The sequence below is a fragment of the Labilibaculum sp. genome, from assembly GCF_041595635.1.
Taxonomy (GTDB): domain Bacteria; phylum Bacteroidota; class Bacteroidia; order Bacteroidales; family Marinifilaceae; genus Labilibaculum.
On record NZ_JBFHJW010000006.1, the window covers coordinates 69,038 to 88,665 of the forward strand.

At 35.3% G+C, this 19,628-nt stretch carries 16 protein-coding genes; 8 read left to right on the plus strand and 8 right to left on the minus strand.

The window, feature by feature from the left end; translation table 11 throughout:
- Positions 1–38: 38 nt before the first annotated feature.
- The 3 genes from ABYT26_RS03320 to ABYT26_RS03330 form a co-directional block, all read right to left on the minus strand.
- Positions 39–1,160 carry a chorismate-binding protein gene (locus tag ABYT26_RS03320; protein WP_372751474.1) on the minus strand — a complete coding sequence of 374 codons (1,122 nt, stop codon included), beginning with the start codon at positions 1,158–1,160 and terminating at the stop codon, positions 39–41.
- Between the two features lies 1 nt (position 1,161).
- Entirely contained in the window at positions 1,162–1,578 is a 417-nt protein-coding gene (locus ABYT26_RS03325; protein WP_372751475.1) for a PaaI family thioesterase, read from the minus strand.
- 131 nt (positions 1,579–1,709) lie between these two features.
- A complete protein-coding gene (locus tag ABYT26_RS03330) occupies positions 1,710–1,901 on the minus strand; it encodes a cold-shock protein (RefSeq protein ID WP_372751476.1) in 192 nt (63 codons plus the stop codon).
- Positions 1,902–2,244: 343 nt separating this feature from the next.
- Between ABYT26_RS03330 and ABYT26_RS03335 the strand changes: the two genes are divergently transcribed.
- From ABYT26_RS03335 to ABYT26_RS03350, 4 genes are all read left to right on the plus strand, one after another.
- Entirely contained in the window at positions 2,245–2,769 is a 525-nt protein-coding gene (locus tag ABYT26_RS03335; RefSeq protein ID WP_372751477.1) for an SRPBCC family protein, read from the plus strand.
- Between the two features lie 4 nt (positions 2,770–2,773).
- Complete coding sequence (locus tag ABYT26_RS03340; RefSeq protein WP_372751478.1) at positions 2,774–3,331, plus strand: SRPBCC family protein; 558 nt, start codon at positions 2,774–2,776, stop codon at positions 3,329–3,331.
- Positions 3,332–3,342: 11 nt separating this feature from the next.
- A complete protein-coding gene (locus ABYT26_RS03345; RefSeq protein ID WP_372751479.1) occupies positions 3,343–3,555 on the plus strand; it encodes a DUF2892 domain-containing protein in 213 nt (70 codons plus the stop codon).
- Positions 3,556–3,753: 198 nt separating this feature from the next.
- A complete protein-coding gene (locus ABYT26_RS03350; RefSeq protein ID WP_372751480.1) occupies positions 3,754–4,125 on the plus strand; it encodes a DUF3795 domain-containing protein in 372 nt (123 codons plus the stop codon).
- Between the two features lie 50 nt (positions 4,126–4,175).
- Here ABYT26_RS03350 and ABYT26_RS03355 read toward each other — a convergent pair whose 3' ends face one another.
- Both ABYT26_RS03355 and ABYT26_RS03360 read right to left on the minus strand, forming a co-directional pair.
- Positions 4,176–5,546, minus strand: coding sequence for a PAS domain-containing sensor histidine kinase (locus tag ABYT26_RS03355; protein WP_372751481.1), 1,371 nt, complete (start codon positions 5,544–5,546; stop codon positions 4,176–4,178).
- 68 nt (positions 5,547–5,614) lie between these two features.
- Complete coding sequence (locus tag ABYT26_RS03360; RefSeq protein WP_372751482.1) at positions 5,615–6,775, minus strand: adenylate kinase; 1,161 nt, start codon at positions 6,773–6,775, stop codon at positions 5,615–5,617.
- Positions 6,776–7,168: 393 nt separating this feature from the next.
- Here ABYT26_RS03360 and ABYT26_RS03365 point away from each other — a divergent pair, with 393 nt between their 5' ends.
- The 3 genes from ABYT26_RS03365 (at position 7,169) to pdxH (ending at position 9,809) form a co-directional block, all read left to right on the plus strand.
- Positions 7,169–8,674, plus strand: coding sequence for a NapC/NirT family cytochrome c (locus tag ABYT26_RS03365; RefSeq protein WP_372751483.1), 1,506 nt, complete (start codon positions 7,169–7,171; stop codon positions 8,672–8,674).
- Between the two features lie 83 nt (positions 8,675–8,757).
- Positions 8,758–9,138 carry a hypothetical protein gene (locus ABYT26_RS03370; RefSeq protein ID WP_372751484.1) on the plus strand — a complete coding sequence of 127 codons (381 nt, stop codon included), beginning with the start codon at positions 8,758–8,760 and terminating at the stop codon, positions 9,136–9,138.
- A 32-nt stretch (positions 9,139–9,170) separates the two neighbouring features.
- Complete coding sequence (pdxH, locus tag ABYT26_RS03375) at positions 9,171–9,809, plus strand: pyridoxamine 5'-phosphate oxidase (protein WP_372751485.1); 639 nt, start codon at positions 9,171–9,173, stop codon at positions 9,807–9,809.
- A gap of 185 nt (positions 9,810–9,994) precedes the next feature.
- Here the strand turns inward: pdxH and ABYT26_RS03380 are convergent, their stop codons facing one another.
- On the minus strand, positions 9,995–10,918 hold the full coding sequence (locus ABYT26_RS03380) for a PfkB family carbohydrate kinase (RefSeq protein ID WP_372751486.1): 924 nt from the start codon (positions 10,916–10,918) through the stop codon (positions 9,995–9,997).
- Positions 10,919–11,329: 411 nt separating this feature from the next.
- On the opposite strand from ABYT26_RS03380, the gene ABYT26_RS03385 reads away from it, so the two are divergent.
- Positions 11,330–14,821 (plus strand): hypothetical protein, encoded by a 3,492-nt coding sequence (locus ABYT26_RS03385; protein WP_372751487.1) that lies wholly within the window; start codon positions 11,330–11,332, stop codon positions 14,819–14,821.
- 548 nt (positions 14,822–15,369) lie between these two features.
- Here ABYT26_RS03385 and ABYT26_RS03390 read toward each other — a convergent pair.
- Positions 15,370–16,608, minus strand: coding sequence for a hypothetical protein (locus ABYT26_RS03390; protein WP_372751488.1), 1,239 nt, complete (start codon positions 16,606–16,608; stop codon positions 15,370–15,372).
- Positions 16,609–16,730: 122 nt separating this feature from the next.
- Complete coding sequence (locus ABYT26_RS03395; RefSeq protein WP_372751489.1) at positions 16,731–19,556, minus strand: FAD-binding and (Fe-S)-binding domain-containing protein; 2,826 nt, start codon at positions 19,554–19,556, stop codon at positions 16,731–16,733.
- Between the last annotated feature and the right edge of the window lie 72 nt (positions 19,557–19,628).

The window sequence follows — 19,628 nt, forward strand, 5'->3', positions numbered from 1 at the left end:
AATTTAGCCCAAATTTAGAATAATTTATTGGGCTTCCCTTACGAACGAATGACATTCAGTAGGGTTTGAGCTTTTAAACAGGTTTCCTCCCATTCATTCTCGGGGATTGAATCGGCAGTAATTCCCCCACCAACAAAAAGAGCCATCTGATTTTCAAGCACTTTCATACTTCTTAAATTCACAAACAAAGAAAAAATCCCACTGGCTTCAATTGGCCCTAAATAACCAGCATAATATTCTCTATCGTGTTTTTCGATTTCTCGGATAAGTTGCACAGCCTTCTGTTTGGGTAATCCGCAAACAGCTGGCGTAGGATGAAGATCCTGAACCAAGGCCGACAATTGAGAAAAATTTAAATCTGCAGGCAACTGATAGCTGGTTCTAAGATGAACCACATTTCCTGCCTGAGCAGTTACTGGTCCTGTCCGCTTGTATCCACTCAGATGATGACTAGCCAATACTCCATCAATATATGAGCTCACAAAAGCTTGCTCTTCCCGTTCTTTTTTCTCCCAACTTATCTGATCAAGAGCTCTATCTCCGAGCTTCTGAGTTCCCGCCAAAGCAACTGTTTCAATGCAATTTTCATTCGAAGAAAGTAAGGTTTCAGGACTTGCTCCTATCCAATTTCCCACGCTGGGTATGGATACGAACGATACAAATGCTGATTGATAAGCTTCGGATAATTTTAAGAATGATTCGGCCGCTTGATTTTTTCCCATCCCCTCTAAAATCTGAATTCTCGACAAAACGGTCTTGTCTAGCTTTTCTTGTTTTAAATCAGAAATCATTGCAGTTACCTGATTGAAATACAAATTGTACGAACTCTCGAGTAAGTTTTGGTCTGTCAATTCTAAATCTGCCTTATTTGTATGTAATTCTAATGCCTTAATGGCTTGGGAATCTATTTCGCTGGCTTCCCATTGCAAATCACCTCGCACAAACCACGAATGATGTCTACTTTCTGTATCGAAAGGAGAAAATACGAAACCATTTTCACCCTCTAATTCAGACAAACATCCATATGCTTTCAAATTCGAATCGGTTTGAACCCCAATTTGAATAATTCCAGAATTAGGTAATTGGTAAGCAAAAAAGGGAAAACTATTCTGCAAGCAGTAGGTAAAAAAGGCAGCTAATTCATTTCTATTTTCCACCATTCTACTTTTTTAAAATAACGTTGGTAATTCTACAAACCGAAATCAATTTTCCTTGCTCATTAAGTATATTAACTTCAACAATATGGGTCAAACTTCCTTTGTGGATAAAATGTGCTTTTGCGGTAATCGTTCCAGTTTTAATACTTCTAATGTGATTGGCATTGATCTCCATCCCTTTCACATCGTATTGTTCCATATCGGTCTTAATTACTGATAAGGCACTCCCTACCGATTCAGCCAAAGCAAGTGTTGCTCCGCCGTGTAAAATTCGCATGGGTTGCCAATGCTTCGAGGTCACAGGCATTTCTGCAACAAGGTAATTTTGGCCTACTTCTGTATAGATAATTCCCAAGTGTTCCATTAATGTGTCGGAACACATTTTGTTCAATGCATCAAGTGCATCTATTTCATTGCTCATGCTACAAAAATAATACATTCTTCTATTTAGAAAAAACTGCTTCCTTGGGTAAATTTGATTGCACAGAATAATGCACAAAAAAAGCTCAACATTACATTGAGCTTTACCAAGGAAAAATATTTTATGCTGATTTAATTAATTTTCACATTAACTGCATTCATTCCTTTTTTTCCTTCAACAACATCAAAAGTTACTTCGTCGTTTTGATCAATTTTGTCAATTAATCCTGTTACATGAACAAAGATATCTTCTCCTGTTTCGTCGTTTTTAATGAATCCAAATCCCTTAGATTCGTTAAAAAATTTTACTGTACCTGTAGGCATTACTTAAAAAATTTTAAATTATTATAAGGGATAAATGTACATAAATTGATTTAATATGAAAATAAATCCAATACTATTTTTTTAAGATCTTAAAACAAATTATTAAAATAATCGCATTTCTCTAGCTAAAACACTAGTACCAAAAGGAATTGCTCATTTTTGTTGTCAGAACTAAAAAACAATATAAAAATAAATGGATAAAAGCATTTTAGGCAAAAAAATGCATTAAAAATTGACTAATTTTTACTTTCTTACATTTTTTCAATTACATTTTTACAGTGAATTTTCTCTATCTTTAAATAGTTTCAATAAAATAATTCGGTACTAACTAAACAGAAATCAAATGAAGATTTTCCTTTACATCCTTTTAGGAATCGGTTTACTCCTTGTTATTCTTCATACCATAGCGCCCAAAACCTATCAAGTAGAAAGAAAAATTATAGTTTCGGTAAATATTGATTCTGTTTTTAAAAGCCTGTGCTCCTTAAAAGCTCAACAAGAGTGGTCGCCCTGGGCTTCTAAAGATCCTAATATGGTTGTAGAATACAATGGTGTTGATGGACAGCTTGGATCGGTTACTCATTGGATAGGAAACAAAGAAGTAGGAGAAGGAGAACAAGAAATTACCAAAATAGAACCTAGCTCTTATATTGAAACAGAACTTCGCTTTCTAAAACCTTTTAAATCGACCAGTACTGGCTTTTTTAGCCTCAAACAAGTAAGTGAAGGTACCGAAGTTAGCTGGGGTTTTAAAGGACATAATACTTTTCCAATTACCATAATGATGGTATTTATGAACATGGAAAAAGCAATTGGTCCTGATTTTGAAAAAGGTTTGTCTGATTTTAAATTATTTATCGAAAAATAAATTCATGAAAATCTTAAAAAAAACAGGGATTTTATTAGCAATCCTCCTATTGGCCACTACTGTTCTAGGACTATTTTTAGGCAAACAACAATACCTAATTGAAAACAAAGTTGATCGCCCAGTAAAAAAAGTTTTTCAGCTCTTTACTAATCACGATCGCCTTTCGGAATGGCTAAGTGAAGTGAAAAGTTTCGAAGTTATAATAGAAACACCCGAAAAAATTGGAAGCGAATACAAATTAATGGTGGATAATGATGGAAACATGGTTGAATTAATCGAAAAACTTAGCAACTACAAAGAGAATAAGCTTATAGAAATAGAATATAAATCTGGATGGATGCACAAATACAATCATTATAGCTTTTCAGAATCCGAAAAAGGAACTAAAATAGTTGCTCGATATACCATAGAAGGTACCAACCCATTGGCAAAATCCCTGTTCTTACTTTTCACAAAAAGCTTTCAGAAAATTGATGCTACCAATCTGGAAAGATTTAAAGTATTCGCCGAAAAACAAGCTATTTATAGCGAACCAACCAATGAACTTGAAGTTGTTAATTAAATTAATACAGAATGAAAAAAAATATGGGTAATCTTGATCGCGTGTTAAGAGTAATTGCAGCTATTATTCTGGCTTCACTTTATTTTCTGAATATCATCACTGGAACCATTGGTATTGCAGTTTTCATATTTGCATGTGTCATGCTTTTAACTAGTATCACCGGAAGTTGTCCTCCTTATGGATTTTTGGGAATTAATACCTGCAAAGGTAAAAAACAAAAATAAACGAATTCATATTCATAAAGTGAATCCTCGAAGAAAAAACTTCGAGGATTTTTTTCGTGTAGCGCAGTAGTCTATCCACATAATAATATACATAACACACTAAATATCACGAATTTATTGTGTATATTTAAGTGTGTAATTCTGTAATGAAGAATTAGTTCTAAACTGTAGTTAAGCTAAATTATCTTATAGAGTAAGATGAAAAAAATTAAAAAGAAAAATAGAATAGCTTACTGTGGAATAGACTGTTCTAAATGTCCGGCCTATGTAGCCACAGAAAAAGAACAGAAAAATGTGCGTATAAAAATTGCAAAGCTTTGGTCTGATCGGGAAAATCATTATGAATCGTGCGAAATAAGCTGCAAAGGCTGCCGTGAACCTTGGGGAAAAAAATTTAGACATTGTGCCAATTGTGAGGTTCGTGAATGTGCCCGTAAAAAACTTTACACAAGCTGTGCCGATTGTCCCCAATATCCTTGTACTAAACTAAATGATCTTTTACAAAGTCTGGACGAGAAAATTGTTCGAATCAATTTAGATGAACTAAAATGTAAGCACAAAACAGACTAATTTCATCTTTATTACTTCATTAAACTATGATAATATTATGTTTTACCTATCTAAAATTGAAGAGAAAATTCGGTTAAGTGGTGGGCTTTTGAACGTACCGAAATTGCACCTCCGTGCAAGCTCATAATTTGTCTGGCGAAATTTAACCCCATACCTGTATGTTTTTCTTTAGACGTAAAAAAAGGAGTGAAAATATGATTAATATTATCCTGTGTTATGCCCACTCCGTTATCTCTTACAATAATTAAGCTAATTGGGTTTCCAGGACCTGTCGAAATTGAAATCGATTTTGATTCGGTATTTTGTAAGGCTTCTATTGAATTTCGAATTAGAAGCACTAAAAGTCGAGTGAGCAATTTTTCATCTGCTATTACTTCCTGACCAGTTTCCTTAAGGTAATAAGTAAACTCAATCTTTTCAGACTTGAATTCCTCATTCAGTAAATTATTAATACCAGAAAATAATTTTTCAAGCATAATCAATTCAAAATGAGGCCTTTCTTGTTGTTTTAAATTCTTATACTGATCAAACATCTCAACTAAAGCATTACTTCTTCTTCTAATGGTTTTTAGTCCCATCAAGGTGTTCGACATGGCTCCCTGGCTCAATATTTCCTGACAAGGTTGACCTCCTTTCTTTTCATAAAATTCAATAAGACGATCGGATAACTGACGAATTGGATTAAGTGAATTCATCACTTTTCCGCTAAAAACATGAAGCAATTGATCCATCGTTTCCATCTCCACTCGATCCATGGCATTTTTAATATCTTGAAAAGCAATTAGTTTGAAACAATTCTCTTCCATTCTAAAATCAACTGCCGAAATCGCCAATTGTAAGATCCGATGTTTCACCAGATATTTTCTCAACTTTTGTTTTCCCGTTTTAACACGAAACAAAAAATCAGGAAAATCTTTATCAATCTTATTTAGTTCGCTAATATTCCCGACATCTTTCACTAAAAAAAGCTCATTAAATGCCTCATTACAAAAACGAACATTACCCTTATGATCAAAAGCAAGCAAAGCCACACCCATTAGATAACACGCATTCTTGAAGAAAATAAAATCCTGTTCCTTTTCAATCTTCACTTTAGCCCTCGCATTTAAAATGCGGTTAAAATTTTGATCTAAACTTTGAAACCTTTTGTGTTTTTCCAATTCATTAGGTTGTAAAGTATCATACTGATACTCTAATGCATTAAAAAAACGAGATAAATTACGATTTACATTATTGATGTAATAAATTAGATATCCAATTTGCAAAAGCCACAAGACAAATAAAGCAATAGCAATTGCAAACGCTTGTCCTTTTACAATTAGAAAGCAAAATATAAAAGACGTTAAGGCTACAAACAAAACTTGCAATACCATTAAGAGATAAAAATTTTTATCGATCATGCTTCCTTCTTTTCTGCTCACTGCAGATCCGTGTTTCTATTGTTAGAATAATCATATTGTTATAAATGTCATACAATGCTTATAAAAAATCACTTGATATCTTTAACTATTTCATCAGAAAGGCGTTGAAATACCTCTTCGAAGCATCCTACTCCATCTACTTTTGTAAGTCCATGCATTTGCATGTATTTTTCAATTACAGGAACTGTTTTTTTTTCATGCTCCTGTAAACGTTTTACTATTTTCGAGATGCTAGTATCGTAAGGCATACATCGATCTGTTTTACTTCTAGCATCTAAACGATTGATTAGCTCTAGAGTTGGCACTTCAATTTCGATAACCCGAGAAATAGATGAACCATGCTTTTTCAGTAAACCATCCAAAATATATGACTGCACCAAAGTTCGGGGAAAGCCTTTAAAAATAAATCCTTTCACTCCTTTCGAATTCTCAATTTTCTTTTCGATAAGCTGAACTACAATTTCATCGGGAACCAATTCTCCATTTTCATACAAGTCAAAAATGCGCTTACCAATTTTTGATTTAGTTTTAATCTCATAATCAAGCATTTGACCTGTTGAAACATATTCTAATTCATATTTTTTGGCCAATGCAAGTCCCTGCGATCCCCTTCCCGAACCTGGATAGCCAAACAAGACTATATTGTATAAACTCTTGTTTAATTCTTCCTTTATCACTTTTTGTATATCCCGATTTACTTCTTCAATTGGCTGATCACCCTTTACCTCAAAAAAAATCCCTCTGTCTTTGTAAAACTTCAACACTGGAAGTGTTTTATCCTTGTATTCCTTTAATCGATTCCGAATCACAAGTTCATTATCATCGGTTCGACCCGAAGTCTTCCCTCTATTTAATAAACGAGAAACAGAAACTTCCTCGTCCACCTCTAAGCTAATTAAACAATTCAAGGAGGTGTTCAACTTTATCATTAATCCTTCCAAAATATAGGCCTGAATGTATGTTCTGGGAAATCCATCGAAAAGAAATCCATTCGAATCGGGATTTTCAGTGATTGTTTTCTCAATTATCTGTACAATCACTTCATCAGAAACCAAACCACCAGAAGCAATTGTACTTTGTGCTTCGAGTCCTAATTTACTTTTTTCAGACATCTCTTTTCGTAGCAAATCACCAGTAGAAATGTAAAAAAGATTGTACTGTTCAAGTAAAAACTCCGATTGAGTTCCTTTTCCAGCACCTGGAGGACCAAATAGTGCAATGTTCAACATATAAATTTTAGTTTGTTTAATACTCATATGAAAATAATAGAATTTACACACAATGTACTATTTATCGTAATTAAGACCAAGAAGATCAGTCATAATCATGAACCATACAGAAGGTGTTTTTGTCTTATTTGTGGCATACAATTTCAATCTTTTTAAAGAAACTCATCGTATTTTAATCGACAATTATCGATATAATTGCTCCTCACAACTAATAAAAGGAATCTACAATTCACAAAAGACCAATTTAAACAGCTCATGCATGATAAAAGAATGATAGAATCTTATAGCGAATGATTTTTTCTCGATAAGAAAGAAAGACTTTAAATTAGCATTACAAATAGGTAATTATCAGACTTTTCCATAAATTATTACTATCATGTAAAATCGACTGTTATGAAACTACCCAAATCAACCTACAATTGGCTCTCTATTTTAGGTGCGAGCATAGCAATCATAGCTTTTTTTCTCATCGTTTTTTTCTTTGTAATTTCGGTTCTTTTCGATCAGGGGAGCTCCTACATGGGCTTAATTATTTACCTAATATTACCGACTTTTATGGTAATTGGAATGCTGCTTATCCCTATCGGAATGCTGATTCAGATTCGTCGAAAAAAGAACCAAATATTTATAGCAGAAGGTATGAAATGGCCTCGAGTCGATTTAAATGATTCTAAACACAGAAATGCCTTCACCTTATTTGTTGTAATCAGTTTTCTCTTTCTTTTTCTTTCCTCAATAGGAAGCTACGAAGCTTTTCAATATAGCGAATCGGTTCCTTTTTGTGGCACTCTTTGTCATTCGGTTATGGAACCTGAATATGTCACCTATCAAAAATCGGCTCATGCAAAAGTAGCATGCGTAGAATGTCATGTTGGTTCTGGAGCCGATTGGTATGTGCGCTCCAAATTAAGTGGTTTGTATCAAGTTTATGCCGTTGCTGTAAATAATTACCCTCGACCCATTCCTACACCACTTGCCGACCTTCGCCCTGCCCAGGAAACTTGTGAGCATTGTCATTGGCCCGAAAAATTTTACTCAAATCGGATCAAAAAAGAACGCCATTATTTAACTGATGAAAATAACAGCGAGTGGAACATTCAATTAAGTATGAAAACAGGTGCCAATCACCACACCGAAAAACTATCCGAAGGGATTCATTGGCACATTAACCCTGATGTGAAAATTGAATTCATGTCGACCGATAACAAATCAGAATTTATTCAATGGATCAGATACACAAATCTGGCAACGGGAGAAATCCAAATTTTTGAAGACAATATGATGCCTCCAGATAGCAGCTTTTTTGCGGATGGACAACTGCACGAAATGGATTGTATGGATTGCCACAATCGCCCATCTCATATTTACTTATCACCTCCTGATTATATTGATGCTTCCTTGTCGAAAAATGACATCGATAAAAATATACCTTTTATTAAGCTTGCAGCCATGGAAGCATTAAAAGAAATTTATGTGAGTAAGGATAGTGCTAATCTAGGAATTACAAATAGCATTCTGAATTTTTACCAAGAGAACTATCCCGATATCCTAACTAAACATGAACCCAAAATCTCACAGGCTATCAATGCAATTAAATCTGCTTATCATGAAAATACCTTTCCCGAAATGAAGGTACGCTGGGATGTATACCCCGATCATAAAAGCCATATAGAAACACAGGGCTGTTTCCGTTGCCACGATGATAATCATGTTAGCAAAGAAGGCAAGATCATTTCTAAAGATTGCAACCTATGCCATTCCATTATTGCACAAGGAAAACCAGATTCCCTAAACATGGCCTTTTCATCTGAAAATATGGAATTTATTCATCCTGTTTACATCGGAACAGATTGGAAAGATTACTCCTGCGTAGACTGCCATGCCTATCTTTATCCATAGAAAGAGCCTCATGAGAATCATTCTATTTGGAATTGTTTTAATTAAAGAAGATATTCGTATCGGAAATAGAATAAAACAAAAGAATGAAACAAAATAGATTGAGTGGATCGGAACTTCATGAATTAGGAGTTAAATGGGTTTACAAACACATAAAAGACGAATTTGAAGTACTTTCGATAAACATAGAATTCGAAAAAAACCCGCAAATTTTAGCTCGAAAAAATGATCAATTGCATTTTATCGTAGTAAAAACCAGCACTTATCCCGACTTAGGTTCGCTATCGCCTTCGGCAGCAGAAGAAATTATTAAGCATGCCGACAAGCACAAGGCAAAAATTTTATTTGCTCATGTTGGAGTTGCTAATGCCGACACCAAGGATGAAAAAGAAATGCAACATCCTAAAAAAGGAGGTCATTATTACATCAACTATACAGGCTTAAGCATTCAGCCTAACATTTTATAAAATCAAAATATTTACAGGCAAAATAAAAAAGAATGAATAAGGATATTAAGAAACTCCGGCATGAATATGGCCAACGTTCCCTAACTCGATCGGAAATCAATTCGAATCCATTTACTCAGTTCCGTATATGGTTTGAAGAAGCCGTAAAAATGCAACTTCCCGATGCCAACGCCATGACTCTCGCCACTGTTTCGCCCGATAATAGACCCTCGGCAAGAATTCTTCTTTTAAAAGATTTTAGTGAGAAAGGTTTCTGTTTTTTTACCAACTATCAAAGCCGAAAAGGAAAGGACATTGACAAAAACGCATATGGAGCCTTGGTTTTTTTTTGGCCCGAGCTGGAACGACAAATACGCATTGAAGGAAAAATTACCAAACTAAAAGCAGAAGATTCTAATCAATATTTTTTTGAACGCCCAATAGGAAGTCGAATGGCAGCTTCAGTATCGCCTCAAAGTACTGAAATTGAAAACCGAGAAAGCCTAATTGAAATGATGAATCAATTTGAAAATGAACACGGGACAATATTCAATCGACCTGATTTCTGGGGAGGCTATCAACTACAACCTGATCTTTTTGAATTTTGGCAAGGACGAGAAAATCGATTAAATGACAGAATTGAATATACTTTAGAAAATAAAAAGTGGAAACACAGAAGACTTGCTCCATAAAAACACCAGCTTTATCAACAAAAAAGACACATTCATATAAAAAGCTATAAATAACCTCTTTTCTTAGGTTACCTTTTACCAAATTGCCGTACTAAGTAGTAGGAACGATGTCCAAAAGTTCCTATTCAATTTTAATGTGTGTAGTTACAGAACGCCCCCTTTTTGTTGTAAAGGGGGTGTTTTTTTTATAAGCGGTACTCACTAGCTGTTTCAATGGGTAAAAAATTATCGTAAATCATACAAACCTGCTGTGAAAAAAAGGTTGCAAAACGTGCCAAATCATCTCTGTTCTTTTCCGATAGCACAACCAAATCAGACACTTTAATTCCATTTCGAACACAAACAAATGCAATAGCTGCATTTACCGTATCGCCAGCACCCACAGTACTAACAGGCTTAATGGAAGGAACTGTATAATAATACTCCTGCTTGTTGTGAATGAATAAACCATCCTTATTTGCTGTATAAATGAGTAAAGCATCCGAGAATTCACTCATCCATTGATATGCCTGTTCAGCATTTGTACTGTTGCAAATAAATTGAAAATCTTCATTTGATGCCTTCACAACATTAGCCAGAGCCATATTCTCTTTTATGTAGGGAAGAACCTCTGGCAACATTTGTAAATGTTGAGAACGAAAATTTGGATCGTAAATGATTAAAGCTCCCTTCTTTTTACAATCTAGAAGGAAGGCACTTAAGGCAAATCTAAATTCCTTTTTTATGGCCAAAAAAGATCCAAATAGAATAATATCATTTTTTGCAACATCGGTAGGAAAAACAACGGTATGAGGCAGTCCTTTACGTGTTTTGTAAAAAGAATAATCGGCATTTTTATTTTCATCGAGATAAGCCAAAGCCAAATTTGAATTTGTATCGGTAAAATAAGATATGTGTTGAGTATCAACTCCATTTTCGCCCAAAAAACTTTTTATCTGATCTCCAACCCGATCCATACCTAGCTCACTAATTAAAGAAACATTAATCCCTAATCGGCCAAGCGTTACCGCCGAATTTAAAAAAGATCCCCCTGGCTTTGCTTCCACCGGAATATTATTCTCAAAAAAAACATCCAAAACACAATCACCAATGGCATATACTTTTCTCATTTCTAATTATTTGATATTAATTACAACTATCGTTTTTAAGGTCTAACAAGATACAAATTCCAAATAAAGGATCTAAAAGCTACGAGTAGATTAGTATAAAAAAAGATAATCATGAATCATTCATTAAAATTACACCCTAAAATTCTTCTAAAAAAATATAAATATAGGATGCAATTGATCATCGATTAATTGGGAATTTTCACAAATTTTATTAATTTGTAACCTTTATAAATAAGGGTCAAAATTTCATATTTAAATCGTTTTCGCCTCTTATAAATTGTGCCTTCTAAAATTAGTACGGTTAAATAAAATTGCGTGAATCCATGTAAGTTAAATTGTATCTTTTAGAATCAGCGAAAATAAAGTAAATTTGGTTCCGTCATTCCCTAAGCAAAAATAAATTGGAAACATATGCAAAGTAAAAAACAAAATAAAAGTGAAATTAAATCTAAGGAGGTTAAAACAGATCAAAGAGATTTGATCCGCTATATTAACCTGCAACTGGCATCAATGGATCAGCCTATTTTTACAGAAAGTTCCGATGAAGAACAAAATCAACTATCCGATCCGAAATTCATTCAACTTACTGATAGCCTGATAAAAAATTACCGTGCAAAATCGCGATTATTGGCAGATCACCTATGTCCTGCGGATATGCGGATACAAAATTTTTTAAATGATTATTTAAAAGATGTTGATGAAAATGTAGCTAAAATTCCAAATTCGACATTCATTCTTGATCAACCAGGAATAGCAAGAGAATTAAGTCTTCCTCCAGACAAGGATGAACATATCACAGACTTACTAAGCTCATATAGAATAAAACAAGGAGTTCTACACAACCCAAAACACGACAGAAGAACAACAAGCGGTTCCTTTCATATTGTTGATGGAAGTTTACCGGTTCCTTTGGATAAAATTGAAGTTCCCAAAAAAGCATTTGCAAAATTTTTGCAAGCAGCTTTTGCTCCCAATGCAAAATTAAAACAACTTCCATTTACAGCGACACAAGATGACAAAGCTGAACTAATGGTTTCCCTTTTATTACGTCCGATTGTATGCCCGGAGGTAAAAGGGATCATCAGTCAAAAATCTCTGGAGGTTCGTTTCTTTGCTCCAGGTAGTTTAGTAAGTAACCTTGATTTTGTAGAGTCTATTTTTGGCAACGCAGGAGATCCTAACATTCCAGCCAACGACGCAGGTTTAGATCCAGAACATTGGACTGGACATACGGGTTGTATTGTATTAGCTCCACAATTGTTAGCATTAAAGAAAAAAGATCTGGGATTACCACACTACGACGATGCAACTGAGCGTCAGAGAAATGATGGTGTTTGCTGGAAGGATGAGAATGAACTTTATAACAATGGAAATGCTTTTAAACTAACCTGTCGTAGCGAAAAAGGGGTTGTAATTACCTTAATTGCAGATAATTATTTTGGTTACTCTAAAAAAGAGATCAAAACGCAAATTAGTTTCTCGGCCAATCTTTATGGTTTAGCAGAAGAGGAACACTCAGGAGGAGCAATTGCATTCCCTCGTAAAAATTTAGGAGACGGTTTTAATGGAGCGCTTTTCATGAAAAATGTACTGAAAAAACAGTACAGCTACGATGAAATGATCAAACAATTCGGCGAAACCATGGAAGTACATCCTGAAGGTTTTGCTACTGATACAACATATCCAAACATATACTATATCAATGAAAATGCGAATATAGACCTTTACGAAAGCCAGATAAGCTGGGAGAATAATGGTAAAAAAGAACATATTCGTTTACTTCCTGATTACTACTACGTGCATCCATCTGGTTTCAAGATACATATGGAAAAGCATCCAACAGCTCCATCATGGAGATTGGTTAGTACATTTGCCGAAGGAACTTTCTGCCACAAGCCTTGTACTGTTTCAGGTGGTGGAAAATCAGAAATTTCTAAATCGTTACTAAACGCCATCATTTACAGCTCTTTCTATATTCAAGATATGGATACTGACTTTAATTTGGCAGATCAAGTCATTAATTACAATTATACTCATCGTTGGAATGATGCTCCTAACCGAACTGTTCCAGCACGAGCTCTTTTAAGTTCAGACAGATCTTTAGGTTCGGTGGTGAAGTTGTTAACTCCTTCGAAATATTATACAACTGAATACAATGAATTTTTAAATTCGATTCCTGATCATGTGAAAGCATTGGTTCTTTTTGTAAAAAGATTCTATCGTCCGGGAAGAACAGACAGCAACTGGAGAGACTATTTCTCGGTTGATGTGATCAATGGCAGAAAAGGTCATGAATTGTTGTTTAATAATCGTAAGATTGTTGCTAGTTACTTGCGAGTAGGATTTGCTGGTGATAAATCCTGGTATTTGAATAAATTGCGTCAGGATTTTATTGCTGCAGCAAAAATTCAAATGGAAGATGATATTACCGCTTCCATTGTTCTTCCTGCTAATCAATTCAACTACTTAAATTCCTCTTACGATAATAAAAGTATCAAACTGACTGCCAATTGTGAAGAACGCTTTTTCCAGCGTCCTGATGAAGCAGTGAATAGAGGCTACGATAAAGAAGCTGAAGCTGATCTATCCATGAGAAATAACTTTACATCGAACTATGAGCCACTTAGCCGAAAAGACGGTAAAGAATTATTAGCCGATGCTATTGGATTTGATTTGTATACAAAACCAATTCAAGAAATCATTCGTCAAGGAGCTGAAAGCAAAAAGTCGAATTACTTTATTTCTCCTTCTCATACGCGAATTGTAGATGGTAAACCGTCACAAAATCCACGTTACCTGCAGATTCGACCTGATTTGGTAAATCCTGTTGACGATCGATTGGCGGAAATAGGTATTCGCTTGGCCCGAAGAATTCCTTTGGATCAGCCCGTACATCATCCAGTAAATGCAGTATTACCAGGTCGTAGAAATAATCCTGCCGATAAAGCAGCTGGTATTCGTGCGTTAAGTGTTTACAATCCAATCCACTTTCAGGAATTGCCTGAATTATTTATGGATTTCATTTGTAGTTTAACAGGGAAATCACCTTCCACTACAGGTGCTGGGTCGGAAGGAGCCTTAACAAAAGGTCCATTTAACATGCTGTCTCCAACTACAGATTTAAACAATGCTTTGCTTTCTTATATCCTTACCGGATATCAGGGATTTTCTTCAGCTGCAGGCCATGTAGGAACTGAAAATCGATTCGATCATGATGTTTCTTTGCTTATTCCTGAACTTTGGTGTAGACTGAAGGAAGAATGTCGCGATCCTAAATTGATGATAAAAGAAGGTTCTCTCGAAAAACTTGAGGATTTTGAGTTCGAAGGAGAAAAAATCAAAGCAAGTCGTCTTGGATATCGTATTACTGAAGAATTCCTTTTCCGTTATATGAACCGCATTTTTGATGAGCCTCAGAATGTATTTAACGAAAGAATGTTAAAGCCTGAGATTCAAGATCTGGAAGCTTTTGCTGATGGAATTAACAATATTGTAGAAGCGCAGGAAAAAGTGGCCATCAACTATTTTAAAGATGATAGTGTTGAAGCTGCAATTCCACCTTTGCAAATTCTTTTGCATATCATGGCTTACGGACAATACCAAGGAAAAGATATTAGTGATCCGGAATTACGTAAACAATTCGATCGTGACGTAGTAATTAACTCTTCGTGGTATCAGGCTCGTTTAAAAAACAAGCAAGATATCGACATTAAGTTCTACGAAAAACAAATTGCGTATCTTGAGTCTTTCATGGCAAACAAGATTAATGCAGACTGGAATGCTGAGTTGAATTTGGAAGATCGTTATTGGAAAGCAAAAAAAGATCTGGACCGAGTTAAATCGAAAGAATATCTTCAAAGTTTAGTAGGTACAATTGGTGCCGACCCTTTGTTTAGAAACTAAAGATTAACAAATATAAATCAAAAGAGGAACTCACAATGAGTTCCTCTTTTTTTTGGCTTACAATGAAAACTATCAAAACTTGCTTAAATTCAGTCTGAACAATAGGAAAGTAAAGACATAAAGAATGCCCGTGATATAGGGGAATCACGGGCAACAATTCTAAAGGGTTAATTAACCTACCAACCAAATGGTTGATTTTTTTAATAGATTTCCTACTTTGAGTAAGAATTCGATACTAAGATAGAAAAAAAAATGAAATTTATCACACCACCCCCTATCTTTTATACCCATTCCAAGTAAATTCTGAATGTATCTAATTCATTCTGATCAATCATAATCATTTGTTCGTGGTTTCTAAAATTACTTTAATGTATAAATATAAAATCACGTATTATTCATAATTTATTTTATTATGACTATAAAAGAGACATGTTAAAAAATGAGCTCCAATAATAATCGGAGCTCATTGTAGTGTAAGGAATGTATTCACTTAAGAATTCAGTTCCTTGATTGTATTAAAATTGAAAACAGAAATATTTCACTTTAAATTAAAAAGAATATCTTAAATAAATTGAGCTTCTTGTACTTGAAAATTCTTCTGAATTAGCTACTGTACCATCAACTTTAGTATCTCCATAAGCAGCAGCAGTATATAATACTTGAGCACCAACCATACATTTACCAGAATAGATCTCAATACGTGGTCCAAACTGATAAACGTAATCAATATCACCACCACGACTATACAGACCTACAAAATCACCATCTGTATCAGTTGCCAAATCATCATCAGCACCTAAATTTTTTGTATAACCTGCAAATAGACCATAATGAATATTACCAGTAGTTGTATGCACATCCGACCAAATTGAAGATGTTTTGATATTGGTATATTCATAATCGCCATTACCTTTTACATTTTTAACACCATAACCACCTAACATTACAAAATTATACATGTTCTGACCGTAAATTGTCTGCAAGTTCCATACTACTTTATCAGATTTTAAAGTCATCCAAGCATTCATCTGATAACAAGAAAGCAATTCATCTGTTTTAGCACCCAATGAGTTTTCAGTCAATGGTTTTAAAAATTTATAGCCAGCAGTTGCTCCTAAAGTAAATCCTTTTGCAAAATCGTATTTGATTTGTCCCGAAAATTCAGGAATACCTGCTTGCTGAACATACTCAACACTAGCACCGTTAGGCCCCGTAGATTTAGCATCCATTTCGGATAATGCAGCAATAAAAACATAACCTTTATCGCCTAAATCGCGAGTATATTTTATCTGGGGAGCTCTTGCCAAAACGTTGAAAGGAATTCCAGCATTCCAAGCCAATACATCAGGATAACATGAGGTTACAAACATAGGATGCCAATACTTACCGAGTAGCAGTTCATCTTTCCCCCAATCTAGCTTAACATAGGCGTGTCTTAAACGGAATAAACCAGTATAGTCATTTGCTGTACTAGCAAAATCTCCTTGAACACAAGCAGTCCCTTTTGCCCCGAAAGCTTCAAAACCCGAAACCCCAATATTTATTCGAGAATGTATAGTAGTCATATACAATTCAGAACGATCGTTTAAATCATCACCATAAATATCAAGATCTTCATTTTTAGGATACAATAAAACATCCCCTTCACGAGCAGTAACCGACACACGACTATCGTATATTGCTTCACCAGTTACAAGACCGCTTAATTTTACTTTTACTTCATCAGCTTTTTGCGCCATGCCCACAAAAGGCAGAAGTCCTAAGAACATTAAAAATACTTTCTTCATTTTAGTTTGGGTTTATTATAGGTTAGGAACAAGTCATAATTTTTATAGCAAGATGCAAAATCAGATAAAAATCACAACTAGTTCTCCACCCGTAAATATTAGAATAATTAGTTATTGGATTTTTAAGTTTTAGATGTTGTGGCCCGATCAACCAAGTATGCAATTGATTGATAAGAAACCCCACTGTTTAATGTTAAACCTATTTCGCAGGTTCTGCTTGTTGAGTAACCATGTTTTACTTCTGTAGGATGCTGAATTCTAAGGTCTCGCAATCCATGATCGTTTAAATCGGGATGCGTGAATCCTCTATCCCCAGCAAAACCACAACAATTTGTATCTGGTTTCACCACCTTTTTTGCACACAATTGAGCTAACTCAACGAGTTGATCTTCAACACCCATTTTCTTTGCCGAGCATACTGCAAATACCGAAACTGTTTCGTCAACAGGCGTAAAGTGTAGATTATCTTTTAAATACTCCATAATGAACTCAATGGGTTCATATAATTTCAAACGAGGTTCCATATTCTCTTTCATGGTATACAAACAAGGACTCATATCGCATAAAATTGGGTATTTCCCGTTTTCACTTGCCTTACTTAATGCAGCTTCTAAATTATTTGATTTTTTCATCCCTGCTTCTTTAAAGCCTTTGCTTAAAAAAGCCATTCCGCAACATTGATTGCTCAAATCCTCGGGATAGATAATTTCGTATCCGGCTTTTTTTATCAGTTGCTCCATTTTATGAGTTAGAGCTACTTTTTCGTCGTAATCTTTTGAAGTTCCCATGCTTCTGTTAATACAAGAAGGAAAATAAACTACCTTCTTAGGATTCTTCTTGTTCACAGCAGGAGCCACTATTTTAGGTGCTCCTTTTGGAAAAGCTTTCGTCCATCGAGGAATCGCATTTCCCGATAAGGTTCTCATTCCTCCAGAAATACCCCCCATAAGGCCTGATCCAAGAATGGAATGAAAGAAATTAACCGTATTCAAGCCCATTTTGGCATAGGACTGAACCTTATCCATATTATCGGCACACCACATGGCATATTTTTTTGCCTTAGGTGAAGCATCATCGGCGCGAAGCTCCTTTACCAATTTTCCCGTGTCGATTTTCACGGGACAACTAAGAGCACATAAACCATCTGTAGCACATAATTGCAAGGCCTCGTAATCGAATTGTTTAATCATGCTGGCCAACTCATGAGGCTTCTCTCCACTTGCTTTTAAACGAGTAATTTCACGATAGGTCGCAATTCTTTGGCGAGGACTCAATGTTAAATTATGAGAAACACAAGCAGGTTCACAAAAACCACATTCCATGCACTGATCGATTTTCTCGTGAGCAGCAGGAAGAGGTTTCAGATCTTTTAAATGTGCTTGCTTATCTGCATTCAAAATTACTCCTGGATTAATGAGAAAGCGTGGGTCGAAAATAGCCTTAATTTGTTTCATCAAATTGTAGGCATCGGTTCCCCACTCCATTTCAACATAAGGAGCCATATTTCGTCCAGTACCATGTTCAGCTTTTAGAGCACCATCGTAACGCGCTACAACCAATTCGGCTAATTCATCCATGAATTTAGCGTAGCGATCAATCTCCGACTGACTCCCAAAATCTTGTGTGAATACAAAATGCAAGTTTCCTTCCAATGCATGACCAAAAATCACCGCTTCGGAGTAATGATATTTTTTAAATAGTTTCTGAAGATCCAGAGTTGCCTCGGCCAATTTAGGCACAGGGAAACAAACATCTTCAATGATTACTGTTGTTCCTACTTTCCGCATCCCTCCAACCGTTGGAAGCAAACCTTTTCGGATTTTCCAAAGCATAGCAAATTCGGCAGGCACATTGGTAAATTCAACAGGAATTTCGACTGGAATCTCGCTAATTGCCTTTGTTATGATTGCAATTTGTTCTTGTAACTGATTGGCATCCTCGGCACGACTTTCTACCAAAATTGCAGATGCTCCTTCCGAGAGAGTTTTTAGGTAAGCAGGCACTCCAACATCATTTTCTACAGAACGTAAAGCAGCTCTGTCCATTAATTCAACCGCAGCAACAGGCTCCGATTTTAAACGAGAAACCGCTCGACAAGCTTTTTCGATATCAGGAAAAATCATTAAGGAACTAGCCTTAAATTTATGCTCTACTACTGTTCTATAAACCAGTTCAGAAATAAAACCAAGAGTTCCTTCCGAACCAATCATGAGATGAGTTAAAATGTCAATAGGATCTTTATAATCAACAAGAGCATTCAAACTATAACCCGTGGTATTCTTCATCTTGAATTTCTCACGAATACGAGCCTCTAAAATTTTATTCTCGCGAACATCTTTAGCCAACTGACTGATGTCCTGTAATAGTTGTAAATGTGTGTTTTTAAAGGAAGCCACACTTTCCTTACTCGAGGTATCTAAAATGGTTCCATCGTGTAAAATAACACGAATAGAATCAATTGTTTTGTAGGAGTTCTCTGAGGTTCCACAACACATTCCCGAAGCATTGTTGGCAGCAATACCACCAATCATAGCTGCATTGATAGAAGCAGGATCGGGTCCAATTTTTTTCCCATAAGGAGCCAATAATGCATTTGCTCGAGCTCCAGTTATTCCGGGCTGAAGTCTAATTTTTGCACCCTTTTCAAGTATGCTGTGTTTCTTCCAAAAATCCCCAGCAATCACCAAAACAGAATCACTAAGTGCTTGACCCGACAAACTAGTTCCGGCCGCACGATAGGTAACAGGAATATTTAAATCATCACATTCGCGCATTATCTCACTTACCTCAACTTCACTTTTCGATTTGATGACCAATTTAGGTATCAAACGATAAAAACTGGCATCAGTTCCCCATGCAAGTGTATGCAATGGATCGTGAAACATCCTATTCTTATCAATTTTTTTCAGTAATCGTTCGTGTAATACTTTGTATTCTCCTGTCAGCATCTTTCCCTTGTTTTAAGTTTCTTACTCGGAAGCAAAACAATTTCCCCTTAATAAATTCCTTACAAACTGAAG

What these genes read in the sequence shown, in the direction of transcription:
- ABYT26_RS03320 (WP_372751474.1), bottom strand. Translation starts at nt 1,160, where the DNA reads ATGGTGGAAAATAGAAATGAATTAGCTGCCTTTTTTACCTACTGCTTG.
- ABYT26_RS03325 (WP_372751475.1), bottom strand. Translation starts at nt 1,578, where the DNA reads ATGAGCAATGAAATAGATGCACTTGATGCATTGAACAAAATGTGTTCC.
- ABYT26_RS03330 (WP_372751476.1), bottom strand. Translation starts at nt 1,901, where the DNA reads ATGCCTACAGGTACAGTAAAATTTTTTAACGAATCTAAGGGATTTGGA.
- ABYT26_RS03335 (WP_372751477.1), top strand. Translation starts at nt 2,245, where the DNA reads ATGAAGATTTTCCTTTACATCCTTTTAGGAATCGGTTTACTCCTTGTT.
- ABYT26_RS03340 (WP_372751478.1), top strand. Translation starts at nt 2,774, where the DNA reads ATGAAAATCTTAAAAAAAACAGGGATTTTATTAGCAATCCTCCTATTG.
- ABYT26_RS03345 (WP_372751479.1), top strand. Translation starts at nt 3,343, where the DNA reads ATGAAAAAAAATATGGGTAATCTTGATCGCGTGTTAAGAGTAATTGCA.
- ABYT26_RS03350 (WP_372751480.1), top strand. Translation starts at nt 3,754, where the DNA reads ATGAAAAAAATTAAAAAGAAAAATAGAATAGCTTACTGTGGAATAGAC.
- ABYT26_RS03360 (WP_372751482.1), bottom strand. Translation starts at nt 6,775, where the DNA reads ATGTTGAACATTGCACTATTTGGTCCTCCAGGTGCTGGAAAAGGAACT.
- ABYT26_RS03365 (WP_372751483.1), top strand. Translation starts at nt 7,169, where the DNA reads ATGAAACTACCCAAATCAACCTACAATTGGCTCTCTATTTTAGGTGCG.
- ABYT26_RS03370 (WP_372751484.1), top strand. Translation starts at nt 8,758, where the DNA reads ATGAAACAAAATAGATTGAGTGGATCGGAACTTCATGAATTAGGAGTT.
- pdxH (WP_372751485.1), top strand. Translation starts at nt 9,171, where the DNA reads ATGAATAAGGATATTAAGAAACTCCGGCATGAATATGGCCAACGTTCC.
- ABYT26_RS03380 (WP_372751486.1), bottom strand. Translation starts at nt 10,918, where the DNA reads ATGAGAAAAGTATATGCCATTGGTGATTGTGTTTTGGATGTTTTTTTT.
- ABYT26_RS03385 (WP_372751487.1), top strand. Translation starts at nt 11,330, where the DNA reads ATGCAAAGTAAAAAACAAAATAAAAGTGAAATTAAATCTAAGGAGGTT.
- ABYT26_RS03390 (WP_372751488.1), bottom strand. Translation starts at nt 16,608, where the DNA reads ATGAAGAAAGTATTTTTAATGTTCTTAGGACTTCTGCCTTTTGTGGGC.
- ABYT26_RS03395 (WP_372751489.1), bottom strand. Translation starts at nt 19,556, where the DNA reads ATGCTGACAGGAGAATACAAAGTATTACACGAACGATTACTGAAAAAA.